Annotated in this window: 32 protein-coding genes; 16 read left to right on the forward strand and 16 right to left on the reverse strand. The window is 54.9% G+C overall.

Going from position 1 to position 25,468, the window contains the following annotated elements:
- Positions 1-88: 88 nt before the first annotated feature.
- Entirely contained in the window at positions 89-1,360 is a 1,272-nt protein-coding gene (gene phaZ, locus ACR3EJ_RS15175; RefSeq protein WP_170469145.1) for a polyhydroxyalkanoate depolymerase, read from the forward strand.
- Positions 1,357-1,941: a DUF6151 family protein gene (locus tag ACR3EJ_RS15180; protein WP_170538935.1), complete on the forward strand. Its 585-nt coding sequence runs from the start codon at positions 1,357-1,359 to the stop codon at positions 1,939-1,941. The genes phaZ and ACR3EJ_RS15180 overlap by 4 nt, the downstream gene beginning before the upstream one ends.
- Here ACR3EJ_RS15180 and ACR3EJ_RS15185 read toward each other — a convergent pair.
- The 6 genes from ACR3EJ_RS15185 to ACR3EJ_RS15210 form a co-directional block, all read right to left on the reverse strand.
- On the reverse strand, positions 1,938-2,180 hold the full coding sequence (locus ACR3EJ_RS15185; protein ID WP_480423059.1) for an alpha/beta fold hydrolase: 243 nt from the start codon (positions 2,178-2,180) through the stop codon (positions 1,938-1,940). The two genes, ACR3EJ_RS15180 and ACR3EJ_RS15185, sit on opposite strands and share 4 nt — an antisense overlap.
- Positions 2,181-2,202: 22 nt before the next feature.
- Positions 2,203-2,637 carry an alpha/beta fold hydrolase gene (locus ACR3EJ_RS15190; protein ID WP_480423060.1) on the reverse strand — a complete coding sequence of 145 codons (435 nt, stop codon included), beginning with the start codon at positions 2,635-2,637 and terminating at the stop codon, positions 2,203-2,205.
- Between the two features lie 86 nt (positions 2,638-2,723).
- Positions 2,724-3,338, reverse strand: a complete 615-nt coding sequence (locus ACR3EJ_RS15195) for a hypothetical protein (protein WP_170540364.1) — start codon at positions 3,336-3,338, stop codon at positions 2,724-2,726.
- A 20-nt stretch (positions 3,339-3,358) separates the two neighbouring features.
- Complete coding sequence (locus ACR3EJ_RS15200; protein WP_170540362.1) at positions 3,359-3,784, reverse strand: VOC family protein; 426 nt, start codon at positions 3,782-3,784, stop codon at positions 3,359-3,361.
- Positions 3,784-4,776, reverse strand: a complete 993-nt coding sequence (locus tag ACR3EJ_RS15205; RefSeq protein ID WP_170538934.1) for an alpha/beta fold hydrolase — start codon at positions 4,774-4,776, stop codon at positions 3,784-3,786. The genes ACR3EJ_RS15200 and ACR3EJ_RS15205 overlap by 1 nt, the downstream gene beginning before the upstream one ends.
- Complete coding sequence (locus tag ACR3EJ_RS15210) at positions 4,776-5,525, reverse strand: alpha/beta fold hydrolase (RefSeq protein WP_170538932.1); 750 nt, start codon at positions 5,523-5,525, stop codon at positions 4,776-4,778. Before ACR3EJ_RS15210 ends, ACR3EJ_RS15205 begins: the two co-directional genes overlap by 1 nt.
- 216 nt (positions 5,526-5,741) lie before the next feature.
- On the opposite strand from ACR3EJ_RS15210, the gene thrS reads away from it, so the two are divergent.
- The 5 genes from thrS to ACR3EJ_RS15235 all read left to right on the forward strand — a co-directional run bounded on the left by thrS (position 5,742) and on the right by ACR3EJ_RS15235 (position 10,427).
- Positions 5,742-7,700: a threonine--tRNA ligase gene (gene thrS, locus ACR3EJ_RS15215; protein WP_170538929.1), complete on the forward strand. Its 1,959-nt coding sequence runs from the start codon at positions 5,742-5,744 to the stop codon at positions 7,698-7,700.
- 222 nt (positions 7,701-7,922) lie between these two features.
- Positions 7,923-8,225: a BufA1 family periplasmic bufferin-type metallophore gene (locus ACR3EJ_RS15220; RefSeq protein WP_010439128.1), complete on the forward strand. Its 303-nt coding sequence runs from the start codon at positions 7,923-7,925 to the stop codon at positions 8,223-8,225.
- A gap of 71 nt (positions 8,226-8,296) precedes the next feature.
- Entirely contained in the window at positions 8,297-9,154 is an 858-nt protein-coding gene (gene bufB / locus ACR3EJ_RS15225) for an MNIO family bufferin maturase (RefSeq protein ID WP_170538927.1), read from the forward strand.
- Entirely contained in the window at positions 9,151-9,912 is a 762-nt protein-coding gene (locus tag ACR3EJ_RS15230) for an HvfC/BufC N-terminal domain-containing protein (protein WP_170538916.1), read from the forward strand. The genes bufB and ACR3EJ_RS15230 overlap by 4 nt, the downstream gene beginning before the upstream one ends.
- A complete protein-coding gene (locus tag ACR3EJ_RS15235) occupies positions 9,909-10,427 on the forward strand; it encodes a DoxX family membrane protein (RefSeq protein WP_010439120.1) in 519 nt (172 codons plus the stop codon). Before ACR3EJ_RS15230 ends, ACR3EJ_RS15235 begins: the two co-directional genes overlap by 4 nt.
- 1 nt (position 10,428) lies before the next feature.
- Here ACR3EJ_RS15235 and ACR3EJ_RS15240 read toward each other — a convergent pair whose 3' ends face one another.
- Positions 10,429-10,797: a hypothetical protein gene (locus ACR3EJ_RS15240; protein ID WP_170469113.1), complete on the reverse strand. Its 369-nt coding sequence runs from the start codon at positions 10,795-10,797 to the stop codon at positions 10,429-10,431.
- Between the two features lie 42 nt (positions 10,798-10,839).
- Positions 10,840-11,157 carry an ArsC/Spx/MgsR family protein gene (locus ACR3EJ_RS15245; protein ID WP_170538913.1) on the reverse strand — a complete coding sequence of 106 codons (318 nt, stop codon included), beginning with the start codon at positions 11,155-11,157 and terminating at the stop codon, positions 10,840-10,842.
- Positions 11,158-11,371: 214 nt separating this feature from the next.
- Between ACR3EJ_RS15245 and ACR3EJ_RS15250 the strand changes: the two genes are divergently transcribed.
- Positions 11,372-11,578: a cold-shock protein gene (locus ACR3EJ_RS15250; protein WP_010439113.1), complete on the forward strand. Its 207-nt coding sequence runs from the start codon at positions 11,372-11,374 to the stop codon at positions 11,576-11,578.
- 123 nt (positions 11,579-11,701) lie between these two features.
- Here ACR3EJ_RS15250 and thyX read toward each other — a convergent pair whose 3' ends face one another.
- Positions 11,702-12,613, reverse strand: coding sequence for an FAD-dependent thymidylate synthase (gene thyX / locus ACR3EJ_RS15255; protein WP_170538911.1), 912 nt, complete (start codon positions 12,611-12,613; stop codon positions 11,702-11,704).
- A gap of 178 nt (positions 12,614-12,791) precedes the next feature.
- Between thyX and ACR3EJ_RS15260 the strand changes: the two genes are divergently transcribed.
- Both ACR3EJ_RS15260 and ACR3EJ_RS15265 read left to right on the forward strand, forming a co-directional pair.
- Complete coding sequence (locus ACR3EJ_RS15260) at positions 12,792-13,220, forward strand: VOC family protein (protein ID WP_170538909.1); 429 nt, start codon at positions 12,792-12,794, stop codon at positions 13,218-13,220.
- Positions 13,214-13,909: a DUF1194 domain-containing protein gene (locus tag ACR3EJ_RS15265; protein ID WP_480423352.1), complete on the forward strand. Its 696-nt coding sequence runs from the start codon at positions 13,214-13,216 to the stop codon at positions 13,907-13,909. The genes ACR3EJ_RS15260 and ACR3EJ_RS15265 overlap by 7 nt, the downstream gene beginning before the upstream one ends.
- Before the next feature lie 80 nt (positions 13,910-13,989).
- Here the strand turns inward: ACR3EJ_RS15265 and ACR3EJ_RS15270 are convergent, their stop codons facing one another.
- The 3 genes from ACR3EJ_RS15270 to ACR3EJ_RS15280 all read right to left on the reverse strand — a co-directional run bounded on the left by ACR3EJ_RS15270 (position 13,990) and on the right by ACR3EJ_RS15280 (position 15,211).
- Complete coding sequence (locus tag ACR3EJ_RS15270) at positions 13,990-14,487, reverse strand: MarR family winged helix-turn-helix transcriptional regulator (RefSeq protein WP_170538906.1); 498 nt, start codon at positions 14,485-14,487, stop codon at positions 13,990-13,992.
- Positions 14,488-14,564: 77 nt separating this feature from the next.
- Entirely contained in the window at positions 14,565-14,822 is a 258-nt protein-coding gene (locus ACR3EJ_RS15275; protein ID WP_170469099.1) for a succinate dehydrogenase assembly factor 2, read from the reverse strand.
- Positions 14,819-15,211 (reverse strand): helix-turn-helix domain-containing protein, encoded by a 393-nt coding sequence (locus tag ACR3EJ_RS15280; RefSeq protein ID WP_170538904.1) that lies wholly within the window; start codon positions 15,209-15,211, stop codon positions 14,819-14,821. Before ACR3EJ_RS15280 ends, ACR3EJ_RS15275 begins: the two co-directional genes overlap by 4 nt.
- Before the next feature lie 92 nt (positions 15,212-15,303).
- Here ACR3EJ_RS15280 and ACR3EJ_RS15285 point away from each other — a divergent pair, with 92 nt between their 5' ends.
- On the forward strand, positions 15,304-16,506 hold the full coding sequence (locus ACR3EJ_RS15285) for a pyridoxal phosphate-dependent aminotransferase (RefSeq protein ID WP_170538902.1): 1,203 nt from the start codon (positions 15,304-15,306) through the stop codon (positions 16,504-16,506).
- A gap of 7 nt (positions 16,507-16,513) precedes the next feature.
- A complete protein-coding gene (locus ACR3EJ_RS15290) occupies positions 16,514-16,915 on the forward strand; it encodes a hypothetical protein (protein WP_170538901.1) in 402 nt (133 codons plus the stop codon).
- A 4-nt stretch (positions 16,916-16,919) separates the two neighbouring features.
- Here ACR3EJ_RS15290 and ACR3EJ_RS15295 read toward each other — a convergent pair whose 3' ends face one another.
- The 4 genes from ACR3EJ_RS15295 to ACR3EJ_RS15310 form a co-directional block, all read right to left on the reverse strand.
- The gene (locus ACR3EJ_RS15295) at positions 16,920-18,284 is read right to left on the reverse strand and encodes an MATE family efflux transporter (RefSeq protein ID WP_170538898.1); all 1,365 of its coding nucleotides are present in this window, start codon (positions 18,282-18,284) and stop codon (positions 16,920-16,922) included.
- Between the two features lie 120 nt (positions 18,285-18,404).
- Positions 18,405-19,334 carry a polyphosphate kinase 2 gene (gene ppk2 / locus ACR3EJ_RS15300; protein WP_170538896.1) on the reverse strand — a complete coding sequence of 310 codons (930 nt, stop codon included), beginning with the start codon at positions 19,332-19,334 and terminating at the stop codon, positions 18,405-18,407.
- A 180-nt stretch (positions 19,335-19,514) separates the two neighbouring features.
- The gene (locus ACR3EJ_RS15305) at positions 19,515-20,123 is read right to left on the reverse strand and encodes a peroxidase-related enzyme (protein WP_170538894.1); all 609 of its coding nucleotides are present in this window, start codon (positions 20,121-20,123) and stop codon (positions 19,515-19,517) included.
- Between the two features lie 113 nt (positions 20,124-20,236).
- A complete protein-coding gene (locus ACR3EJ_RS15310; protein WP_139056595.1) occupies positions 20,237-20,920 on the reverse strand; it encodes a TIGR02466 family protein in 684 nt (227 codons plus the stop codon).
- Between the two features lie 215 nt (positions 20,921-21,135).
- On the opposite strand from ACR3EJ_RS15310, the gene ACR3EJ_RS15315 reads away from it, so the two are divergent.
- The 4 genes from ACR3EJ_RS15315 to ACR3EJ_RS15330 all read left to right on the forward strand — a co-directional run bounded on the left by ACR3EJ_RS15315 (position 21,136) and on the right by ACR3EJ_RS15330 (position 25,154).
- Positions 21,136-21,714, forward strand: coding sequence for a hypothetical protein (locus ACR3EJ_RS15315; RefSeq protein WP_170538892.1), 579 nt, complete (start codon positions 21,136-21,138; stop codon positions 21,712-21,714).
- Positions 21,715-21,750: 36 nt separating this feature from the next.
- Positions 21,751-22,251, forward strand: a complete 501-nt coding sequence (locus ACR3EJ_RS15320) for a helix-turn-helix transcriptional regulator (RefSeq protein WP_480423066.1) — start codon at positions 21,751-21,753, stop codon at positions 22,249-22,251.
- Positions 22,252-22,521: 270 nt separating this feature from the next.
- Positions 22,522-24,480 carry a DNA topoisomerase IV subunit B gene (parE, locus tag ACR3EJ_RS15325; RefSeq protein ID WP_170538891.1) on the forward strand — a complete coding sequence of 653 codons (1,959 nt, stop codon included), beginning with the start codon at positions 22,522-22,524 and terminating at the stop codon, positions 24,478-24,480.
- Positions 24,477-25,154: a DUF2971 domain-containing protein gene (locus ACR3EJ_RS15330; RefSeq protein ID WP_170538888.1), complete on the forward strand. Its 678-nt coding sequence runs from the start codon at positions 24,477-24,479 to the stop codon at positions 25,152-25,154. The genes parE and ACR3EJ_RS15330 overlap by 4 nt, the downstream gene beginning before the upstream one ends.
- The last annotated feature ends 314 nt before the right edge of the window (positions 25,155-25,468 follow it).

Below are 25,468 nucleotides of genomic sequence, written 5' to 3' on the forward strand. Positions count from 1 at the left end.
GCTGCTGTGCAGAATAACGTCGTAGGCGTCGGGGGGCAAAGCGGCGAATGGTCCGAATTCTCAGGCTGATACTCAGGAGGCACATTCGATGCGCTACATGATGACTTACGACCTGATGGAAACCATGCGTAACACCAACCAATGGCTTGGTGCAACCGCAAGCGCGATGGCGTCCTATCCCCTGTTTTCGATGACACCCAATCCGGCCTTCAACTGGATGGCAGCCTGGGGTGAAGTAACCGAGCGAACATTCCAACGTATGATCGTCAAACCCGATTGGGGTATTCGCACCTTCACCTGCGAAGATGGCAAGGACCATTTGGTCGATGTCACAACAGTGCTTGAGCGCCCGTTCGGCGATCTGATCCACTTCCGCGTCAACGGGCGCGAAGAGCAGCCTCGCAAAGTTCTGCTGGTGGCACCCATGTCGGGCCATTATGCAACGCTGCTGCGCTCGACCGTCAAAAGCTTGTTGGTCAATTGTGAAGTTTACATCACTGATTGGCATAATGCGCGCGATATCCCCGTGTCCGAAGGCAAATTCGATGTTGAGGATTACACCCTCTACCTTGTCGATTTTATGAAAGAGCTCGGGCCCGACACACATGTTGTCGCTGTTTGCCAGCCCGCCCCTCTGACATTGGCGGCAACGGCCTATCTGGCCGAAGTCGAACCAAAGGCGCAGCCCAGTACACTGACCCTGATCGGAGGGCCGGTCGATCCCGATGCGACACCAACCGAGGTCACGGATTTTGGTCGCCGCGTTACAATGGGCCAACTGGAAGAAACCATGATCCAGCGCGTTGGTTTCAAATACAAAGGGGTCGGTCGCATGGTCTATCCCGGCCTGCTGCAACTTGCCTCGTTCATGTCGATGAATGCCGAACGTCACAGCAAGGCGTTTTCGGACCAAATCCAGCGGGTGATCCGGGATGAAGCTTCGGATCACGATGCCCACAACCGGTTCTATGATGAATATCTTGCCGTGATGGACATGACGGCCGAGTTCTACCTTTCAACCGTCGAACGGGTCTTTAAGAACCGCGAGATTGCGCGGAACGAATTTGTTGTCGCCGGACACAAGGTGGATATCGGCAAGATTACCGATGTCGCAGTGAAATCGGTTGAAGGCGCGAACGACGATATCTCGGCACCCGGTCAGTGCATTGCAGCGCTTGATTTGTGCACCGGCCTGCCGGACAGCAAAAAAGCAAGCCATGTCGAACCTGGCGCTGGCCACTATGGTATTTTCGCGGGCCGCAGCTGGCGTGACAATATCCGCCCGCTAGTGATTGATTTCATGAATGAAAATAGCCGTAAGCCACGCCGTCGCGCCGCCAATAGCAACAAAGTGGCATGAGCGGCACCGCAGCTAAGGAACTCTCCTTCAGCTGCGACTGCGGCGCGCTTTCTGGCCGCATCACAGAGCGCGGCGTCAAATCAGGCACCCATGTCGTCTGCTTCTGCCATGATTGTCGCGCAGCCCAACTGTATTTCAAACAGCCAGACCCGGCCCCCGGCCCAGTCGATATTTTTCAGATGGCCCCGGAAGAAATCGAGATTAACCGAGGAGCCGAGCACTTGGCTGTGATGCAGCTTAGTCCCAAGGGCATGTTGCGGTGGTATGCCAAATGCTGCAACGCGCCATTGGCAACAACGCCAATGACCCCCAAATTTCCATTCGCGGGGGTTATTGTGAAACGCATCCCCGACAGCAACAGTCTTGGTCCCGTTACCACACGCGGATTTGTGCCCGGGCCTGATGGCAAACAATCTCATGAAAAAATTCGCTATGCGGCCATGGGATTGCTGAAGCGGGTTCTAAAATCGCGCCTGTCGGGAAGCTGGAAGAAAACACCGTTTTTCGATTCCGAGACGGGCACCCCCGTTGCTCCACCGACCATTTTAACAAAAGAAGAACGCGCAGCTTTCTACGACTAGGTCAGCCGTAGCGGAGTTTGAATCCAGTCCAGCAGCGTTTCAGTTACTGTGTTAGGAGCTTCCAGTGTTGGGAAATGTCCAGCTCCATCAATTACATGCAGCACCGCATCCGGAATGAGATCTGCCATGAAAGTGTGTTTCTGCGCCGTGTTTTCGGCATCATGAGCACCGCACATGATCACGGTCGGCGTCTTGATCCGTCTCAACGTGCCTTGCTGATCCGGACGCCGCTGCAACATTCGCATCTGTCGCACAAACACTTCAGGCCCCAACGCCCTGGCCATCTGCAATACACCGTCGAGAATCGGAATTCGTTGCGGTCCTTGGGGCCAACATGTCTGAACCGATCACTCTGCGCATGACGTCGTCCAACCGTCCCGCCTGCGCCCCTATGATCAATTCTTCGCGGTCTGCAGCGATTTGAGGCGTGTCCGCTTGCACCGCTGCCGTGATCAGACATAATCGTGTCACCCTCTCAGGCGCGCGTCGCACAATTTCAAGCGCGATGCTTCCACCCAGACCAAACCCGCACAATGCGAACCGATGCGGTAGTTGATTCAGCAGACCCGACGCGATCTCTTTTATCCGCTCGCCACCGGTGATTGGTGCAACTGTGACCGCACGATCATGCGACATCGTTGTGAATTGCGCCTGAAACAACCGCGCGTCACACATCAATCCGGGCAGCAAAACCAATGGCTAGATCGCCCTGGCACCCTCCGGTCGTTGTTTGTTGTTTTGTTACAGGATGAGAAGTTTGCCAGTGGCGGGCAAGCAAAACCTCAGGGATAAACGATCGCTCTGAATGGCGGAAAATCCGCGTACCGCGCTTGCCTTTGTGCCAGCGTTTCTTCCGGATCGGCCCCGGCCTGCAACAAGCAGCCACGCGGCGCAATATAGCTGTCGATCCGCCTTACAGGCTTGGGCCGCCATACCAGATTGAACGCGCAGAGTTTCGGAAAGAACCAGATTTCAGAGTAATCCAGATGGTCATGCATCCACCACGCAAGATCCCGCCAATCGCGTCCCTGCTCATACCGGTCGGCAAACCATGGTATAACGACCGAAGCACCCGCGACACGTGCTTCGCCTTCGCCCCAGTCCCAGATGTGGCACTCTAACGGGTTGTCATTGCGGGCGCAGTTCAACCTGTTCTCGTTCCCGAACCGGTTCAAGGACCGCGAACGATAGCCCGAGCGTACAGCGACCCGCCCAAAGGTCTCTTCCAGTGGATCCATCAGTGTTTCACAAAACGCACGCCCCGTTTCGATCGCAAGTTGGGGGTTGTCAGGTACGTTCTGTATCTCGTGAAAGTTTCCAATTTCGGAATAAAGGAAATCCCGCATGAAGAAATGCCGGGAAAGGCGCACACGACCCAGGTTCTCGAGGCTCCACATGCTGCCCGGCCGACGCACGATCAGTACCCGTTCCAGCGAAAGGAACCGTCCACTGCCAAGGTCGAGAACGGGTTGAACGCAATTTCCCAGATCGTCTGGTCCGGAGCGCGAAAATACCCGTGATGTCCGCCCCAGAAGACGTCCGATGCAGGCTTGAGCACCTCCGCTCCGGCACGTTCCGCCTGATCAATCAGCGCCGCCACGTCATCTTTCGCACGGCAGTTATGGCTTAACGTCATCGCCCCATGTCCCAGAGTTGCGACGTCCACTCCCATTTCGTCAGCCAGAGCGGCAAGTGGATAGAGGCCCAGCGTTTGCCCGATCAGATCAAACGCAATCACCCCATCCGGACTTTCAACACGTTGCCATCCCAGTTTTTCATAGAAAACTGCGGCCGTTTCCAAGTCTTCCACGCCGATCGTGATCAGACTTACACGCTGCTCCATCATTCAATCCCCTGCTCCGATAGCCACTCCAACATACCTACGACCGTTGCATCCGTCTGACCGGGCGACATCAACCGCCCCGCCACAACGTGCGAGGCTGGATCATCCCCGGGGCCAATGGTCACCAATGCAACCGAGGCCGGGCCTCCCCATGCCTTTGCCACCTCATGCGTTCTGTCCGGCCGCACGACTTGATCCTCATCCGAGAACCAAAATAGCGCGGGGATCCGTGCACCTGAAAAGTCCAACCCATAGACTGCATCTACGATGACAGACATCGGCACAACTGCCTCCCATGGGTAGATAGTTGTCCAATACCTATTCTTTTCAGCATCAGAACTGGATACATCCCGCTCGGCCCCCATCAAAAGAGGCAACCAATCTCGCGCCCATGGCAATGTTGGCACCCAGGCCGCAGCCATGTTCACTCCGAAGTTCGGCGAGAAAAAAATCAACGCGGCCACATCCGCACTCAGTTCGGTATCCAGCGCAGCAGCTGCCGCCAGAGTTCCGCCAGTAGATGTCGAGATTACAACTACCTGCTCTCCGACTGCCCGGGCTGCTGCCAACCCCTCGGCCGCATCTCGCATCCAGCCCGAGGCCGTCCCTTCGACCATCGCTTCACCATCACGCCCATGCCCTTGAAGCCGGGTATAAACAAGGTTGGCGCCCAGCGCCTCGGCCACTCGATCGGGCACCGGCCTGATCTCTTCTGACGAGGCCGAGAACCCATGGATATAAAGTACCGCATACGGTGTTCGCTGCTCGTAAAACCCATCCTGCCAGATCACACGCCTTTCAACGCCCGGCACGATGTCGTCATAGGCAGTTTCGATGCTTTCAAAATAGACCTGAACGCCTTCACCAAATTTGCGTGGATCGAAACGGGGATGCAGGTCTACCGGCTCACGGGGCCCAAATACGTAGACCAACCCACCAATCAGGGCCAATCCCAGCAGCAGACGCCCCAAAATCCAGCCAAAGCGCTGCATCAGGTGCCTCCTATTACATCCCGAACGGCCTGCTCGATCAAACCAAGGCACGGTCCGTCCGAGAATCGGTGATCTGCGTCTTTGACTAGCAGTAGCTGCATGTCTTGACCCGACGCGTGGTTAAGCAAGCCTACTGCTGTTTCAGTGGATACCGCGGTATCTGCCGTTCCCTGCAGGAAACGCACCGGAAAGGGCAATTCAAGTGGCGTACGCAAAACCAGACGCTGCCGCCCATCTTCAATCATCCGCTTGGTAATGACGTAGGGCTCCATATAGTCCGAAGGCAGCTCAACATGCCCAACGATCTCCAGATCAGATTTCTGCTGATCTGAAAACGAAGCCCAATACCCTTCCTCGGTAAAATCCGGTGCTGCAGCGATCGTTACCATACCCGCAATCCGCTCGGGCATGACCCGCGCAAGCAACAACGCCTGCCATCCGCCCATGGATGATCCCACAATAATCAACGGGCCCGCGGTCAACCGAGAGACTGCAGCTAACGTATCCTCGTGCCAGTCCCCAATGCACCCGTCGGTAAACTCACCGGAACTTTCACCATGCCCCGAATAATCGAAGCGTAAGAAAGACTGCCCTCGCGCCTTGGCCCATGCCTCAAGATGCACAGCCTTGGTGCCTTCCATGTCCGATTTCAATCCGCCCAGAAAAACGATGGTTGGCCCCGTTCCTTCAGACTTGTGATAGGCTAGCCGTCGCCCCTGCGCTGTCTCAAGAAATTTCGTCTCTGCCATGAAATCCTCTTTTCTTTTCCCGCATCATGCACGTCATCACGCGCTTCGCAATTCCCCGATCCCTTTTCATCCGGCCCAAAATATCCCGGGGTGCGCGAGGGGCAGCGCCCCTCGTTCCCACCCTTGACACGCGCATCCCCACCTGCCACATGAGCCGAACACACATAACCCGCAACCGGGCGTTCAGTGGGCGCCAAACCGACGAGGAGAGCCGATATGGCCTTGGACTCACAGTCAGTCTCCCTTACCTTTCCCGATGGCAATTCCCGATCCTTCGATGCAGGCGTCACGCCCGCTCAGGTCGCTGCCGGCATCTCGACCTCGCTGGCCAAAAAAGCCATCTCTGCCACGGTGAACGGCCAGCATTGGGACTTGCAATGGCCCATCGAAGCCGACGCGCAAATCGCCATTCACACCATGAAGGACGAGGCGCAAGCCAATGAGCTGATCCGCCACGATCTGGCGCATGTCATGGCGCGCGCCGTGCAGGAGATTTGGCCCGCTACCAAAGTCACCATCGGCCCCGTCATCGAAAACGGCTGGTACTATGACTTTGACCGCGAGGAGCCGTTTACGCCCGAAGATCTCGGCCTAATCGAGAAAAAGATGAAAGAGATCATCAACAAGCGTGATCCGGTGACCACCGAGGTTTGGGACCGTGACCGCGCGATCGAGTTCTACAAGGCCAACAATGAGCCCTATAAAGTTGAGCTGATCGAATCCATCCCGGGTGATGAGCCGCTGCGCATGTATTGGCACGGCCACTGGCAGGATCTCTGCCGTGGCCCACACTTGCAGCACACTGGTCAACTGCCGGGTGATGCGTTCAAACTGATGTCCATCGCCGGTGCCTACTGGCGCGGCGACAGCGACCGCGCCATGCTTCAACGCATCTATGGCGTGGCTTTCACCGGCAAGGAAAAGCTCAAGGCGCATCTTCACATGCTTGAAGAAGCCGCCAAGCGCGACCACCGCAAACTGGGCCGCGAGATGGACCTGTTCCACATGCAAGAAGAAGCTCCGGGGCAGATTTTCTGGCACCCCAATGGTTGGACCGTCTACACCCAACTTCAGGACTATATGCGCCGTCAGCAGCGCAAGGGCGGTTATGTCGAGGTTAACACGCCTCAGGTTGTCGACCGCAAGCTGTGGGAAGCCTCGGGTCACTGGGACAAATATCAGGAAAACATGTTCATCGTCGAGGTCGACGAGGAACATGCGCGGGAAAAGGCTATTAACGCCCTGAAACCGATGAACTGTCCCTGTCACGTGCAGATATTCAACCAAGGCCTGAAATCCTATCGCGATTTGCCTTTGCGTATGGCCGAATTCGGATCGTGCAATCGGTACGAACCCTCGGGTGCTCTGCACGGTATCATGCGCGTACGCGGCTTTACCCAGGATGACGGGCACATCTTCTGCACCGAAGACCAGATCGAATCTGAAACCGCCGAGTTCATTCGGTTCCTGTCCGAGATCTACAAAGACCTCGGGTTCGAAAACTTCTCGGTCAAGTTCTCGGATCGCCCCGAAAAGCGGTCTGGCTCTGACGAGGTATGGGACAAGGCTGAGGCCGCCCTGCTCAGTGCGACTCGTGCTGCGGGGATCGAACCGGAACTTAACCCGGGTGAAGGGGCGTTCTATGGCCCGAAGCTGGAGTTCGTTCTAACCGATGCGATTGGTCGGGACTGGCAGTGCGGCACCCATCAGGTAGATTTTGTTCTGCCAGAACGTCTGGACGCCACATATATCGGCGCCGATGGCGGCAAACACCGTCCGGTCATGCTGCACCGCGCGACACTGGGTTCGTTCGAGCGGTTTATCGGCATCTTGATTGAAGAACACGCAGGCAAACTACCCTTCTGGCTTGCGCCGCGTCAGGTCGTGGTCGCCTCGATCACGTCCGAGGCAGATGCGTATGTGGCCGAAGTGGTCGAAGCCTTGCGCGCCGCTGGTGTTCGGGCCGAAGCTGATATTCGTAACGAGAAAATCAACTACAAGGTCCGCGAGCATTCGGTTGGCAAAGTCCCGATCATTCTGGCCGTCGGTCACCGCGAAGTTGATGAGCGCACGGTCAGTGTCCGCCGTCTCGGTGAAAAACAGACACAAGTTCAGTCGCTTGAATCTGTAACAAAAGAGCTGGGTCAGGCCGCAACGCCGCCAGATCTGCTGTAACATTCGGTGCCAAATTGCCGAAAATCCGGCCCTGATTTTAGGGCCGGATTGAAACAAATACCATTTTTCAATTCAAAAACAGTTTGTTAACCTTCAAGGGGCCATGACGGTCTTTGACGGGGTTGTGAGACACGGGCTCGTGAATTCAACTCTGAGCATCAAGCTACTACCTTTGTCATTGTCACAAGCAGACACGTAAAGTCAGCAAAAGGAAAATCCGAGATGTCGAACACCGCAAAAACACTGGTTATCGCAAGCGCAGTTGCCGCCGCCGTTTCCGGCGCTGCAACAACGGCGACCGCTCAGGCCAAAGAGAAATGCTATGGCGTTTCGCTGGCCGGTCAAAACGACTGCGCGGCTGGCCCCGGCACGACCTGCGCGGGCACGTCGACTGTAGATTATCAGGGTAATGCATGGACTCTGGTTGACGCAGGCACCTGCGCCGACATTGAGCTGCCAAAAACAGCAGATGGTGCGGACCGCAAAGGCTCGCTCGAGCCGCTGGAACGCGATCTGCCTGCATAAGTCTGCCCGAATGAACCGGAAAGGGCGGGCACCATCGCCCGCCCTTTCTGTGATGATCAAGGGATTTGCACATGTTAGACAATGCTCTCAGATCAAATCGATTGCCCGCCGCCCCAGGCGTCGGATACAAACCGCAGCATTTCTCGCAAATCCTTGAGCATGCGAAGCCAGTAGAATGGCTTGAGATTCATGCTGAAAACTATATGGGCGATGGTGGACGTCCATTGGCACAATTGCGCCATCTATCCGAACAATTCCCCATATCCGTTCACGGCGTTGGCCTCTCCATTGGTGGTGAAACACCGCTGGACCTAGATCACCTCGCACGCCTGAAACACTTGGTTGGTTGGCTGAACCCAGCAAGCTTCTCTGAACATCTGGCATGGTCAACTCATGACAGTCACTTCCTGAATGATCTGCTGCCGCTGCCCTATACCGATACCACTCTGACCCGCGTGTGCGATCATATTGATCAGGTGCAAGGGGTCGTTGGACGGCAAATGCTGTTGGAAAATCCTTCCAGCTATTTGGCTTTCGAAGAAAGCACCTGGTCCGAGCCTGATTTCCTGCGCGAAATAACGCGCCGTACCGGATGTGGTTTGCTGTTGGATGTGAACAACGTCTTTGTTTCTGCCACTAATCTGGATTTCTCGCCTCAGGGCTATATCGACGCCTACCCGCTGGATCAGGTGGGTGAGATTCACTTGGGCGGTCACGACGAAGACGAAGACGATCATGGCCACCCCTTGCTGATCGATAGCCACGGGCGCGAGGTGGTTGATCCGGTCTGGGCATTGCTGGACTACGTTTTGGAAAAATCGGGACCGAAGCCGGTGCTGATCGAATGGGATACCGACGTACCGGACTGGCCAATCCTGAGAGCCGAAGCCGAACGTGCCCAATCTGCTTTGGACAAGATTCCGGCATGAACGTATCGCAGACCACCTTCCATGAGGCTTTGCTGGACGCCAACAAATCGATTCCGGGTGGTTTGGTGGATGCACAAGCAAACGCGGCGGGCCGTCGTTTCAGCGTGTATCGCAACAATGTCGCCGTTTCATTAACCGAGGCAATGCATCAGGCTTTTCCAATTGTTGCTAAGTTGCTGGGATCACAGAACATGGATGGGCTTGCCGGGATTTTCCTGCGCCAGCACCCGCCTACCTCACCACTTATGATGTTTTACGGTGATGAATTCCCTGCCTTTTTGGAAGTTATGGAGCAATTGTCGCATCTGGGATACCTGCCAGATGTAGCGCGGCTGGAGCTGGCGTTGCGGCGGGCCTATCACGCCGCCGATTGCCAGCCCATTGACCCTGAGGCTCTGAACGTTCCACCAGAAGACTTGATGCGCGCCAAATTGTCTCTTGCTCCGGCAACAACCGTGTTAAGATCAGAGTGGCCTGTGCACGCGATCTGGTTGTTCAACACTGAAGACAGAGCCCCGAAACCTGAAGCTGGCGCTCAGGATGTTCTGATTACACGTCCCGAATACGATCCTGCCCCGCAACCGCTGCCACAAGGCGGCGCGGCATGGATCGCACGCATTCGAAACGGGCAAAGCATCGGCGAAGCATTTGAAGCCACAGTCGCGGAAACGCCCGAATTTGACCTTGGAACCACTCTGGCACTGCTTTTGCAGGGCGGTGCAATAACTTCTGTGACTATCGAAAGGCTGGACACATGACTGCCCTGATCTCTACCTACAATGACACGATGGACAAAGTGGCGAACACGTCCGGCTGGCTGACGCCTACCCTCGCTCGGGTTGTCTTTATCGCTGTCCTGTTCGTGTATTATTGGAACTCGGCAACACTGAAGATTGACGGCTCAATATTTTCGCCATCCGCCGGGGCATTTGGGCAAATCTTCCCCAAGGCAGCCGAAGCCGTCCTGTATGACGTCAGCCAGATGACTTTCTTCCAGCGAATTGTCATCTTCTTTGGAACCGTGGCTGAGTTTGTATTGCCCGTACTACTGCTGGTCGGCTTGCTGACCCGTCTTGCCGCACTTGGCATGATTGGATTTGTCTGGGTGCAGACCCTCACCGATGTTACCGGACATGGTGTCAAACTAGGTGGCTTGTTTGACAACGCAATCACGCTGATGGATCAGCGCGTGATGTGGACATTCCTATTGCTGGTGATCGTGATCAACGGCGCAGGCCCGCTTTCGCTGGATCGGTTGCTGCGCCTGAAATGACCTAGAAATGCGCCTTGGGCTCGTCCGGTTTTCCAGCCGCGAGCCCAAGCACTCCTGCTACGCCGGCAAAGGCTATTGGGAACATCGTAAAAACGCCAAAGCCAAAGGCGTAGTACATGCCCGCCGCAGAAATAAGCAGTAATATGCCCGCGACCAGAGCACGTGAATGGGCCATTGCTCCACCCACTATCGCCAATAGCGGTGCCACAATCGAAGCGGTCTGGATCAGTTCCGGGTTATCGACCTGCTCGGCAATCCCTTCGATCTCACCAAATTGGTCGATCAGTTCCACAAATCCATAGCCGAAAAATCCGACGACCATTCCGATTAGCCCGGCAATCACACCCAGTATCATGGCAGCGTTCCGCATTCACAGGTCTCCGCTTGTTGCCCATGTCACATAGGCAATTGATTAGGCAACACCAAGGGCCTGACGCGTTTCAGGCGTCCAGCCCAAATACATCCGGCCATCAGTTTCGATCAATGGGCGCTTCATCAAGGTCGGGTGATCAGCCAACAGCTCAAGCACCGGCCGATTTCGTGTATCCTCATCCAATCCGCGCCAGGTTGTTGATCGCGTATTGAGCAAGGCTTTGCCGAAAGTCTCATACGCCTCCGACAGGATATTTTCGGGAACACCTTGCCCCCGCACGTCGACAAACTCCGCATTCGGAAGCGATTTCAATGCCTTGCGACATGTGTCGCAATTCTTCAACCCATAGAGGCGCATAGTTTGATTGATCCTGTCTTCGCTGCAAAATCGGGCAATTCCATTGGCATGGCCCAGTTATTCTTGATTTTTTACTTCACCGTGCAATGTTGAAAAAGGCGAAACACGCAACCCGGGCTGTATCGTGTGGGCGAACAGTGATGTGTTGCGGTATTGCCAACCACTACCCCCACCAATTTGTGGGATAACGTGTAAGTAGAAGGAGACACGGGAAATGCCAACTGGCACCGTGAAATGGTTTAATACAACCAAAGGCTATGGTTTTATTGCGCCCGATGAGGGTGGCAAAGATGTGTTTGTACATATCTCGGCCGTAGAACGATCCGGCCTGACCGGACTCGCTGACAATCAGAAGGTCTCGTACGAGCTGGAAGACGGACGTGATGGCCGACAGATGGCGTCTGATTTGAAGCCGCTGTAAGGCAAGGCCCGCCCCGGCGGGAAAGACAAACAAGGTTGGCGGCCAATTTCCGGCCGTTAACCGTTAGCTACCCCAAAAAACGCGCCCACCTCGGGACGCGCTATTTTCTTTTTTCCTGACTATTCAGCTTTCGCGGATAACGCCTTCGAACTCGCGCCACTCCCGCGCTGTCATGCCCGAATTTTCCTGAGTAATATTCTCACCGCTCAACATCCGACGCAGGCAGGTCACCATCTGAGCCGAGAGGTTGACAGCACCTAAGCGATAATCCTCGAACGCGCGATAGGCAAACGGCACCCAGTCAGCGACGATCTTGCACATGGTATCAGCATAAACGCGAATTTCGTACTGCGCATGAGGGTCAGCGCGTAGACGCAAGAAGTGGAACAGGTTGTGCAGATCCACCTTCCAATACCATTGCGTATAGATATTGGCTGGCAAGTTCATCCGCGCCAGTTCTCGTGCCAACCCTTGCTGGCCATCCTGACCAATCATAGCTTCGTAGTTGTCATAGCATCGCGCGCTGTCGGCCTTCAAAATCTCCAACACTCGTGCAGCCTCTTCGCCCTGCAACGTGTCGCCACGGCCCTGATTGTTCACCTCAGACTGTGCGGCCACATGTTCGGGCGCGGGGATGTAGAATTCCCGATCCAGAATCGAGTAACGGGCCGAGTATTCGTTCACATTAGCAGTCCGGTGGCGAATCCACTGGCGGGCGACAAAAACCGGCAGTTTGACATGCAGTTTGATCTCGCACATTTCAAATGGGGTCGAATGCCAATGCCGCATCAGATAGCGGATCAGGCCTTCGTCATTCTGCACCGATTTGGTGCCTTTGCCGTAGGATACCCGCGCGGCCTGACAGATCGCGGCGTCATCGCCCATATAGTCTATGACCCGGACAAACCCGTGATCCAGAACCTGATGCGCCGTGTACAGGTGATCTTCCATACCTTCGGCAACGACGCGGCGGGTCGGGCTCGATTGTGCGCGTTGCGCTTCAATCTCGGCCAGTTGGTCGGAAGACAGAGGCATGAAATTATCCTTTCCAGCAATGAGTCGCCCACCACTATATATCGGCTTTTTAACCACCGGAACCGCGATATGTGCGGCGTAGCGCGCAATTTGCGAATTGTGTCATTCCTTCCCTCTCGACACCGCATCGCGGCGCGCTAAGGTGCTGGGCATCACAATCAATGTAAGGAAAGTCGCGATGGGGCTGACATACCTCCACACTATGGTCCGCGTGAAGGATCTTGAGAAATCCATGGCATTTTATGAGCTTCTTGGCCTGAAAGAGACCCGCCGCTACGACAGTGAAGCAGGTCGATTCACACTGGTTTTCCTCGCCCCTCCTGGTCAGGAAGACGCCCCGATCGAACTGACCTATAACTGGGATGGCGACGATAAACTGCCCAGCGACAGCCGCCATTTTGGTCACCTCGCCTATGGTGTCGACAATATTTATGAGACCTGCCAGCACCTTCAGGACAACGGGATCGTAATCAACCGCCCACCCCGCGACGGGCGAATGGCGTTTGTGCGCTCGCCCGACAACATCTCTGTCGAATTACTACAAAACGGAGAGGCACTGGAACCGGCGGAACCGTGGACAAGCATGGAAAGCACCGGTCACTGGTGATCCGCCGGATAACATCTCTGGGGTTGCTCGTTTCAGGCGGCCCCGTTTGGGCCGAGCAATGTCGCCTTGCACTTGCCCTTGCTATGGACATCTCAACTTCGGTCGATGCCGTCGAAGATGCATTGCAGCGCAAAGGGTTGGCCGCCGCCCTGATCGCACCAGAAGTGCAAGAGGCTTTTTTTAGGTCTCCGCAGCCGGTTGCACTGGCGGTCTACGAATGGTCCGGCAGTTTCAACCAGAAACTTCTTTTGGATTGGCTCTTGATCGAGGCGCCTGCAGACCTGCTTGCTGCCGCACACAGCATCGGCGATTCCGAGAGGTCTGCCAATGATTATCCAACAGCAATGGGACATGCTTTGGCATACGGTGCAACGCTCATGCAACGCGCGCCCCGCTGCCTGTTCCAAACCATCGACATTTCAGGTGACGGGAAAAACAACGATGGTTACGGACCTCAAATCGCCTACAAGCATTTTCCGTTCCAGAACACGACCGTGAATGGTCTGGTCATTAACGCTGGCGACTTTGAGGGCGAAATCGACCTGATCCCGTTTTTTCAGTCCAACGTCCTGCACGGCCCCGGAGCTTTCGTTGAAATCGCAAATGGATTTGAAGACTTTGAAAACGCAATGCGACGCAAGCTGGAACGAGAATTGAAGGGTTTTGAACTTACCGAGCTGCACCCCTGATGAATGTTTCATATCTGCAGGCATAAGGTGCCGCTTCATTGGACAGTCCAATGAAATTTGGTCTCTGACCGCTTAAACAGCTAGTAAATATAGCGGATTTGATCTGTCCAGTACCGCTCGACCCGTCGCAATGAACCCGATATCTCTTCAATTCCATCCGCACCAATCACGCCACGATTTTGCAGCCCTTCTGCATGACGGGCAAATAGATCAGATACTATATCGCGAATCTCTCGCCCGCGTTGGGTCAATCGCACTCTGACAGAACGCCGGTCAATTTCGCATCTCTGATGGTGCATATACCCCATCTCGACCAGCTTCTTGAGGTTGTAGCTGACATTGCTGCCTTGATAGTAGCCTCGGCTCTTCAACTCTCCGGCAGTCACTTCATGATCGCCTATGTTAAACAATAACAAGGCCTGCACGGCGTTGATTTCCAACACACCGACACGTTCAAATTCATCCTTGATGACATCAAGAAGCAAGCGGTGCAGACGCTCAACCAGCGCCAGTGCTTCAAGATAGCCCGTCATGAATCCTTTGGTCCCTGGCGCGGCGACCTGTAACTCCATACTCATCCGATCCTCCGATTCATCGCGCTGTTTCTGAAAACATGACGCGAATTTCCGAAAAATCGGTTAAGTTGAATTATCTCTTATTTCTGAAAGGTTTGCGCAATGTCCGCGATCAAATCTGACAGCTCAGTCGGAGGGCTGGCCTGACCGGTGACCCACTGATACAAATCCTGATCATTTTCGTGCAGCAGCGCGTCATAGGTATTCAGCCCATCGTCATCCATAAATGACAGGTTGCGATCAGCATAGGCTGTCAGGATCAAATCCATCTCTTTGATACCTCGTCGCATCGAGCGCATTTTCATGCGCTTGATCCGAGTTTCGCGGGATTCGGTCATTGGGTGCGTTCCAGCTTCAGGCGCAGCGACTTTTCCACTCTGGCCAAGCGCTCTGAACTCGCGCGCATCTCACCCCTGATTGTACGCAGTTCTGCCACCAGATCGCGCAGCTCCGAGTCCACATCGCCGTTCAGGCTGGTCTCATCCATGCCGTCGCCTTCGCCGGTCAAAAGCCACATGATCGAGACATTCAACAGCCCGGCCATCATCGACAGCTTGTTAGCACGGGGTTCGGACAGATCATCTTCCCACGAAATTATCGTCGCCTTTTTAACCCCTAGACGACGGGCCAATTGTGTCTGGGTCATACCCGCAACCTCGCGCGCGCCCGCGACGCGATCTCCAAAGGTTGCAGTGTCCGGTCCGAACCAGTCCGTTTCGTCGTTCATTGGGGTCTCCAATAGGTGAGGTTCAATTGGCTTGATCGATATTTCGGCGCACCCTATGACAGTCAGGCTGAACATACAAACTGAGGCCCCCCATGAGTTTCCTGTCTGCGACATTGTCACGCGTAAAACCCTCGCCCACCATCGCCATGACAGCCAAAGCGGCCGAGCTGAAAGCCGCTGGGCGCGATGTCATTGGGCTGAGTGCTGGTGAGCCGGATTTTGACACACCGCAGAACATCAAGGACGCCGCTGTTGCCGCCATAGCCGCAGGCAAAACGAAATACACAGCGCCAGATGGTATCCCCGAGCTGAAACAGGCGGTCTGCGCCAAGATGAAGCGTGACCACGGGTTGGATTATGCGCCTGCTCAGATCTCGGTCGGGACCGGTGGCAAGCAGACGCTTTACAACGCTTTAATGGCAACACTGAACGAGGGCGATGAAGTCGTCATTCCCGCGCCCTATTGGGTCAGCTATCCGGATATGGTGTTGCTGGCAGGCGGGACACCGGTGATTACTGAAACCTCACTTCAAACCAACTTTAAACTGACGGCCGATCAGTTAGAAGCAGCGATTACGCCCAAGACCAAATGGTTCATCTTCAATTCTCCGTCCAATCCAACCGGTGCGGGCTACAGCCGCGCAGAACTGAAAGAGCTGACTGACGTGCTGATGCGGCACCCGCATGTCTGGGTGATGACAGACGATATGTATGAGCATCTGGCCTATGACGGATTCGAATTCTGCACGCCTGCACAAGTGGAACCGGGGCTTTACGACCGGACGCTAACCTGCAACGGCGTCTCCAAAGCCTATGCCATGACCGGCTGGCGCATCGGATATGCTGCGGGCCCGGGCGAGCTGATCGCGGCAATGCGTAAAGTGCAGTCGCAGTCCACGTCGAATCCCTGCTCGGTCAGCCAATGGGCTGCGGTCGAAGCGTTGAATGGGACTCAGGCGTTTCTTGCGCCAAATAACGAGATATTCAAACGCCGTCGCGATCTGGTGGTCGATATGCTCAGCCAGATCGATGGCATCTCTTGCCCAACACCCGAAGGCGCATTCTATGTCTACCCGTCCATCGCTGGCCTGATTGGAAAGACCACCCCGGCAGGGACGGTGATTGACTCGGACGAAGCATTTGCGACTGCCCTGCTGGAAGAAGCCGACGTTGCGGTGGTGTTTGGCGCGGCGTTTGGTCTGTCTCCCAATTTCCGGGTCAGCTACGCGACATCCGATGAAGCGCTGACCGAGGCCTGCACCCGTATCCAACGCTTCTGCGCGTCCCTGACCTGAGGTTTCCATGTCCACAACCCCGCCCGAATATTACTTCCGCGTACGCGAGAATGGCGCAGCAGTGTTCAAGATCGATACGGAAAACCGCCAACGCCGGATCGAAATGGATCAGATCGCAGTGGTCAACATCCGCAATGGTGAGGTCAAACCGCAGGGTCAACGTAATCTGTCCGATGCGGACAAAGCCGAAATCACGCGCTGGATGGAAGAGCGGAAAGCGCTGCTATCCCGCCGCGACTTGGATGATATTCATCGCGCTGTCGACCATCTAAATCTGACGACGCAATGGGCGCAGTCCAAGGCCACGGATGAGCAGTTGGAGGACGTCACGGATCGGCTATTGATGGCTATGCACGATCTGCGCTCGGTGCTTGTGCGCAAAAAATCAGATCGGATCAGCAAAGGTTGATCCCTTAGGCCGGAACTTCGCCAACTTCGCGCACAGACCGCAGCCAGAATCGCGACATCAAAAGCACAGCGGCACAGGCAAGGCCCAGCACCAGGCCAAGCCACACTCCGATCCCTTCCATGCCCTGAACGAAGCCGAAGTAATACGATGCAGGGATCCCGATCACCCAATAACTGAGTGCGGCCATCACCATCGGCACTTTGGCATCCTGTAATCCGCGCAAAAGACCCAGTGCGATCACCTGAGCGCCATCGACCAGTTGAAACAACGCAGCCATTGCAAGCAGCCCGGTGCCAATCAACAGAATTTCCGGCCGTTGCGGATCATCAAATTCCATAAACAAGGAAATGAGAGGCTCGGCACAGGTCAAGAACAGAATGATGGTCAAGACTGAAACCACCAGCGACATTCCGGTGACTGTGATGGCGCCTTTTTCAAGATGTGCACGATCTCGACGACCCAATGCATTTCCCGCGCGGATTGTTGCTACATTTGACAGTCCCAGATGCACCATGAATGTCGCAGACGCGAGATTCAGAGCAATACCATGCGCCGCCAGTGGCACCGGGCCCAGCCAGCCCATCATCACCGCTGAAATAGCGAACAAAGACACCTCTGCCAGTGTCGTCAGGCCGATCGGAACGCCCAAGCGTAGAACGCTCATAAACATTTCCCAATCCGGACGCCAAAAACGTTGGAACAGACTGTGTTCCGGCAACGCCTTCACCGCATAGATCACCACCGCCACCAGTGACACGATCTGCGTCACGACCGAAGCAATGGCTGCACCCATAACTCCCAACTCAGGCGCACCCCAATTGCCGAAAATCAACGCATAGTTCGTCAATCCATTCACAACAGCAGCAACAACCGTGATCCAGAGCACAATCTGCGTTCGTTCAAGTGCGGCCAAATAGGACTTGAGGGTCATCACCAACAATGCCGGGAACAGTCCCCACCCTGCCACACGCAGGTAAATCGCTGCGGTTTCAGCAACTTGCGGTTCTTGCTTTAAAGCAATTAGTATGGGTTGTGACCACCACAGAAGGGGCATCATCACCGTCGCATAGATCAAAGACAGCCACAGGCCCATGCGAGTCGACCGGCGTATGCTGGTCTCATTCTCTTCAGCCGCAGCGGTCGCCACCATCGGCATAACGGCCAAGCCAAACCCTGCGCCAAATAGGAAAAGAACAAAGAAATAGCTGCTGGCCAATGTCACTGCGGCCAGTGCCTCGACCCCGTACCATCCCAGCATGATGGTGTCGGTCAGACCGATCGCATATTGTGCCAAATGCCCACCAATCAATGGCAGGCCCAGCACTGTAATTGCCCGCAAATGGCCGGGATATGTCATCACCTTGTTCATCCCGCCAGCCTTAGGCTTGCCCGCAGCGCAAGACAAGAGCAGAACAGGTTTATTTCAATGTGAGACTTACTTGACTTGTACCAAGTGGGCCATCACCCTGTCTGGTGATGACCCGGCCCGTTAGCCAATTTTCGCATCCGGATGCAGTGCCGTTCCAAGAATATGGTCCGAGCGATGGATCACATGATGCGCCTGCCCAACGATCAGAGGGTCAGGTTCAACAACGATCTCGTGATCCTTGTCAGGATAATCCAACGTCGACAAAAAGTGACGCATGCAATTCAGACGCGCGCGTTTTTTGTCATTGGATTTTACAATGGTCCAGGGCGCGTCGGCCGTGTCGGTGTAGAAGAACATCGCCTCTTTCGCCTCGGTATAGTCATCCCATTTGCTCAGGCTGGCTTTGTCGATCGGCGATAGTTTCCATTGTTTCAATGGGTCGGTTTCACGGCTCCGAAAGCGCCGTTGCTGTTCTTCCTGCGTGACCGAGAACCAGTATTTGTAAAGCTGAATGCCCGAGCGTACCAACATCCGCTCCAACTCAGGAGTCTGGCGCATGAATTCCAAGTACTCGTTGGGAGAACAGAACCCCATAACCCGTTCGACACCCGCGCGATTGTACCAAGACCGGTCATAAAACACCATCTCACCCAAGGTCGGCAGCTGTTGCACGTACCGCTGGTAATACCACTGCCCTTTCTCTTCATCCGTTGGCTTGTTCAACGCAACGACGCGCGCCTGACGCGGATTCAAGTGTTCCATGAACCGCTTGATTGTGCCGCCCTTCCCGGCCGCATCGCGCCCCTCGAACAACAGCACAAACCGCTGGCCTGTCTCCTGGGCCCACAACTGAACTTTCAGCAACTCAGCCTGCAACTCGGCCTTCTGCGCCTCATAATCCTTGCGCGCCATCTTTCGGACATAGGGATAGTTACCGCTTTCAAAAGCTTGCCGAATTTTTTCCAGTGTCGGCGCCGAGGCCTCCGCATTCGGGGCAGTTGCCGAATTAATATGAGGTGATTTCTGACTGAGCTGGGGCGTTGCATCCATACATTCTCTCCTCGGTTTCACTGTCGAAGAGAAATCTAGCAGTTCGGCATGTTCAGCACTTTGATTGGTGTCAAACAGACTTGTGTTTTAACTGAGCCTCCGGGCAGGCGCGCCGATCCGCCCTTCATCTGCCCAAAAATATCTCGGGGAGCGCGAGGGGCTGTCCCCTCGCTCCTGCCCTCACCGATGGCCCCAATCATCCGGGTTTTCCGAGTTGTTCGGCGACAGTCCCAGAACGTCCCCATCCGTCGAGCACCCTAACCCTAGTACGGTTCGGTTCGCATAGGAAAAGTACGAGCATACCTGATTGATCTCAAGAATCTCTCCATCATCCCAACCAGCGGAACGCAAACGCTCAACATCGACTTCAGTCGAATCCGCCGGAGCTTCGGTCAGTAGGCGTGCATAATACATCGCAGCGACCTGCGCCGCGTCCAAAGGCGCCTGCCCCGGCTCGCCTGCCTCGATCGCCGCCCGGATCGCGTTCCCTCGTGCTTCATCCTGCAACAACCGCTGCAGACCCGCGAAATGATGCTCGACACAGTACCCGCATCGGTTCAGAGAGCTGACCCACACGCCCAGCACCTCAAGAAACCACTTCGGGATCGCGTTGCCTGAATGATGCAGTACAGCCTTGTACATCGCCATATGGCCTTCCATCGAGTGCGGGCGCAGGCTGTGCGCCATCATGATGTTGTCCACATTGTTGTCCGGGCCGGTGACCCGGTCATAGAGTTTGCGCAGCCTGCCCGTCGCCTCGGCATAGGGTATGGTCTTGATCCAGCTCATTTGGGTTCCTGTTGTCGTAACTGATTAATGTCCACAGACTAGGAGTGCTTTGAGCAGGTGGCGAGACGAATTCGACATGTATCCGTTAGATATCGTTTACGCAGAATGAAATACTACTTGCTTCCTGACGTTTTCAGCGTGCCTGACTTAGGGCGACGAAAAGTTGCGTTAAACGCAACGGTTACACGGCTGTCCTCGCTTTGATTTGGGTGGACCCAATGGGTCAGATAGGATGGAAACAGGATCATTTCACCCGGAGATGGGCGCAGCTTCTTTTTGTTCCGAAATGCACTCGCCTCAAGTATCCGCCAGTGAGGCAACTCATTCCGAGGGTCGAGAAATTCAATCATTCCAGACGAACCTTCTTCGACCTCGGGTTGAGAGACATAGTATACACCTGACCAATGCGCTCCGGGGTGCGTATGTGGTGCATTGTAACCGCCGGAGGGATTGGCGTTCATCCAGCCGAACAGTTTCAGACGAAGTTCGTCCGGTTTAACCTTGTCCGAGACCTTTCGTGTCATCTGGAAAACCGCATCTTTTGCTGCGTCGCGCAAAGTTTGAATGGCCGGCGCATCGCGTTCAAATAGATTCCCTCGTGAGTGCCAACCCCCGCGATTGGACTTTGAGACGCCTTCATCTTCCTCACGCATCTTTTCTGCCTCAAACAACAACGCCGCATTTAATGCTGCGCTGTTGGGCACTTGGAATCGCATCATTGGAGTGGAGAAAAGCTTCTCGAATTTCTTGGCTTCGGGCATGTCCTTGGCGTTACCTTCAACTAAACTGTTGGTCAAAATATTCAGATCACCCCGAGCGCACCTGCAAGAGTCTTCCTTGCCAGATCTACTAGGGCTTTCCAAACCCACACCTTAATACTTTACGTGCGTTACCCCCTATCGTTGAGGAAATAGATCTTTGGTTCAAGTATGGCGAAACCATCCAAAGTTATATTCCCAGCTTCAGCGGCGAGTGCTCTAAATTAATCAGCAAAATCGTTGAGGATAGGAACATGAACAAGAAAACTATGGGTCTTACGACAACCTTTGTTTTGATGGCTACAACAGCACTCTCGCAAACCACCAAACAAGACGTCATCGACGAGCTTACTGAACAAGGTTTCCAGAGAATTGAAATAACAAACACGCTTTTTGGGAATCTCCGCTTTGAGGCAACTGGGCCTGGGATCGAGAGAGAAGTGGTATTGGGAAAAGATGGAACCATCGTCCGCGATCGATCTGAGCGTGACGATGAGTACGATGACGAAGAAGACGACGACAGAGATTTTGACGATGAAGATGATGATGAAGGATTTGATGACGAAGAAGATGACGGCGAAGGTGATGATAGCGAACGTGACGACGAAGGCGATGATGGCGAGCGTGACGACGGCGGCGAAAGCGACGGCGAAGGCGACGACGGTGGCGAAAGTGATGGCGAAGGCGACGACGGCGGCGAAAGCGATGGCGAAGGCGACGACGGTGGCGAAAGCGATGGCGAAGGCGACGACGGCGGCGAAAGCGATGGCGAAGGCGACGACGGTGGCGAAAGCGATGGCGAAGGTGACGATGGTGAGGGAGATGATGACTAAGGTGTATTTCCGCTTGCCCGCAAGTGAGTCTCAAGTTTGAACAATTGGTTTAACAAGGACGCCATGTTCAAGGCGGGGATCGCTATATATGCGATCTCCGCATTTGCGTTTGCGGCTGAATTGGTTGGCGAAATCACCGGATATTATCTTTTCTCTGCGAGCTGGGTGGTGCACGAAATCACCGCGCTCATCACCCTGTTCGGCTTTCTTATTGGGGGGGTGTTGATCTGGCAGAGCCACAAACTTTTTTTGCGGCGACATCAGGAGATCAAGCATAGTCTTCAGATGGCTCAAGGTGAGTTTTTCCGGATGCTGGAGCTGCAATTCGACCGCTGGAATCTAAGCGCTGCGGAGCGAGATGTTGCGCTACTCACTGTGAAGGGTTTGTCTGTCGCAGAGATAGCTAAATTGCGTGAGACCAGTGAGGGCACAATTAAGTCGCAGAACAACTCCATCTACAGAAAGGCCAATGTTAAATCGAGAACGCAACTTTTGTGTGTTCTGATTGAAGAGCTATTGATTGAAGAGAAAGAGTGAACTCCTCAGTCCTTCGAATCTAGTTTCTTAAGTGTTCTGAAAGCCCGTCCGGAAATCGCCTAAAAGCAAACGTTCAAGAGCGTTTAAAGCGGAAGCCAAGCGTGCTTACAAAGTCCCGTTCTCGCGTAACGCAACAAGCGGTTGATTCAATGCCGCAAAAACTGCTCAGACCAATCGCAGCCCAAAACACCCACAACACCTCGCGCCCCTCTTCCCCCGGACCACATCACCTGCCATAATGGGGGAAACTCAAAAACAAGAGCAGCACCCATGCCCGACGATCTGTTGACACCAGAAGCGACCACAACTTATGACGCCTCGTCCATTGAGGTGCTCGAAGGGCTGGAACCGGTTCGAAAACGGCCCGGCATGTATATCGGTGGTACCGATGAGCGTGCCTTGCACCATATGGTGGCTGAAATCCTAGACAACTCGATGGACGAAGCCGTAGCGGGCCACGCCAACCGGATCGAGGTCGAACTGCATTCCGATTACGCACTGACCGTACGCGATAACGGGCGTGGCATTCCGATCGACCCGCACCCCAAGTTCCCCGACAAATCGGCGCTTGAAGTCATCCTTTGCACCCTGCACGCGGGCGGAAAATTCTCGGGCAAGGCTTATCAGACCTCGGGCGGTCTGCACGGCGTGGGCGCGTCGGTGGTCAATGCATTGTCGGATTCTATGGTCGTTCAAGTGGCGCGCGACAAACAGCTGTACGAGCAACGCTTTTCACGTGGTATCCCGCTGGGTCCCGTGGAAAAGGTCGGCGCGGCCCCCAACCGGCGCGGCACCACCGTTACCTTCCATGCGGACGCCGAGATTTTCGGCCATCACAAGTTCAAACCGGCGCGGCTGTTCAAATCCATCCGCTCCAAGGCCTACCTGTTCTCGGGCGTCGAAATCCGCTGGAAATCTGCCATCGATGACGGTGAAACGCCAACCGAGGCCACATTCCACTTCCCCGGCGGGCTCTCTGACTATCTGAAAGAAACCATGAACGGCTCGTCCACCTATGCCGAGCAACCCTTTGCTGGCACCGTGGACTTTCAGGAAAAATTCGGCACCCCCGGCAAGGTCGAATGGGCGATCAACTGGACACCCTCGCGCGACGGGTTCATCCAGTCCTACTGTAACACCGTCCCCACCCCCGAAGGCGGAACGCACGTGGCCGGGTTCTGGGCTGCGGTCCTCAAAGGCATCAAAGCCTATGGCGAGCTGATCAACAATAAAAAAGCCGGTCAGATCACCCGTGACGACCTGATCACCGGCGGCTGTGCGCTGGTGTCCTGCTTTATCTCGGAACCAGAATTCGTCGGCCAAACCAAAGACCGTCTGGCAACGGTCGAGGCGCAGCGGCTGGTCGAAAACTCGGTCCGCGACCATTTCGACAACTGGCTGGCGGCTGACACGAAATCCGCAGGCGCAATCCTCGACTTCCTCATTCTGAGGGCCGAAGAACGCCTGCGCCGACGGGCCGAGAAGGAAACACAACGCAAGTCCGCCACTAAGAAACTTCGTCTCCCCGGCAAGTTGGTGGACTGTTCCAGTTCAACACGCGACGGCACGGAATTATTCATCGTCGAGGGCGACTCGGCGGGCGGTTCCGCCAAAATGGGCCGTGATCGTAAGACACAGGCCCTGCTGCCCTTGCGCGGCAAGATCCTGAACGTGCTGGGCGCGGCCAGTTCGAAACTGGGCACCAATGCCGAGATCAACGACCTGACCCAAGCGCTGGGCGTGGGGCTTGGCACCAAGTTCAACGTCGACGACCTGCGCTATGACAAGATCATCATCATGACCGACGCGGATGTGGACGGGGCACATATCGCCTCGCTGCTGATGACGTTCTTCTTCACCCAGATGCGCCCGATGATCGATGCGGGCCACCTGTATCTGGCCTGCCCTCCCCTCTATCGCCTGACCCAAGGCGCCAAACGCGTATATTGTCTGGACGAGGCCGAGCGCGACGAATGGCTTGAGAAAGGTCTGGGCGGCAAAGGCAAGATCGACGTCTCGCGCTTCAAAGGTCTTGGAGAAATGGACGCCAAAGACCTGAAAGAGACCACGATGGACCCGTCATCTCGCAAACTGATCCGCGTCACCATCGACGAGGACGAACCCGGCGAGACCGGCGACCTGGTCGAGCGCCTGATGGGCAAAAAACCCGAACTGCGGTTCCAGTATATTCAGGAGAACGCGCGGTTCGTGGAGGAGTTGGATGTTTGAGTGAACCCAAACGTCTTTACTATTTCACCGGCCCAGATCATGCCATTGATAACGTTGTAAGGCGTCGCCTCAAACTATCCTTCCCCAACGAAGTGAATGATATCTTCGAGATGAAGCCATTCGACTTTGGTGACAACCGTGAAGCGCGAATAGGATGGGGCCAGACCATCGATCGATTCTCGCAGGAACGCGGATTCATCTCGTTTAGTAGCGAGTGGTGCCTCCCGACTATGTGGGGCCACTATGCTCGAAATCACAAAGTGGTTTGTTTTGGATTTGATGTCTCAGGCGACGTTAACCAAATGGATTACACAGACTGCTTCGTTAAATTTGATCCAGAAGTCCTTAAGGACTTCGATGCACTAGAGCAATTCGTTGCTTACGCTCGAGACACTAAGAGCAAGCATTGGGAATACGAAAACGAATGGAGAGCATACGTCGAACTGACGAGCGAAGAAAAAGAGCTGAAAGCACGTGGCGCAAACTTGTTCTTCCATCCATTTGGAGATGAACTGAGGTTGCGTGAGATTATCATCGGCGCCAACTCAAATCTAACTTCCGCTCAATTTAGGACTGCTTTGAAAGGCTATGTTGGCGTCAAAGTAAAAACTGCCAGACCATCGTTTCGTGGCTTTAAAATCGTAGAACAGCGGTCCGTTAGATTGCAAAAGTAGCATCCGATTTATCATTGGATGAGACAAGTACTTCCGTGCATTTTGAGAACCTCACGCCCTGCCCGAGGATGGGTGCAGAAAGCGCCCGCCATGGGGGGGGCGGGTCGCGAGCTTGATGCTTTGCATCAAGCATGGGATGGATAATGCGGGACAGTCCAACACCCCGTAGGCCGGGCTTCAGCCCGGCACACCGCAACCCCCTTGCCTAACCCGTTGATCTCGTTCACACTTAACCTCAAACCGTCATCCAAGAACGACATTTGAGGTTCCGAGCGTCCAAGACCCAAATAAACAACCAACAATTTTCCGAACGG

This window comes from Ruegeria sp. AB11 (assembly GCF_056536325.1).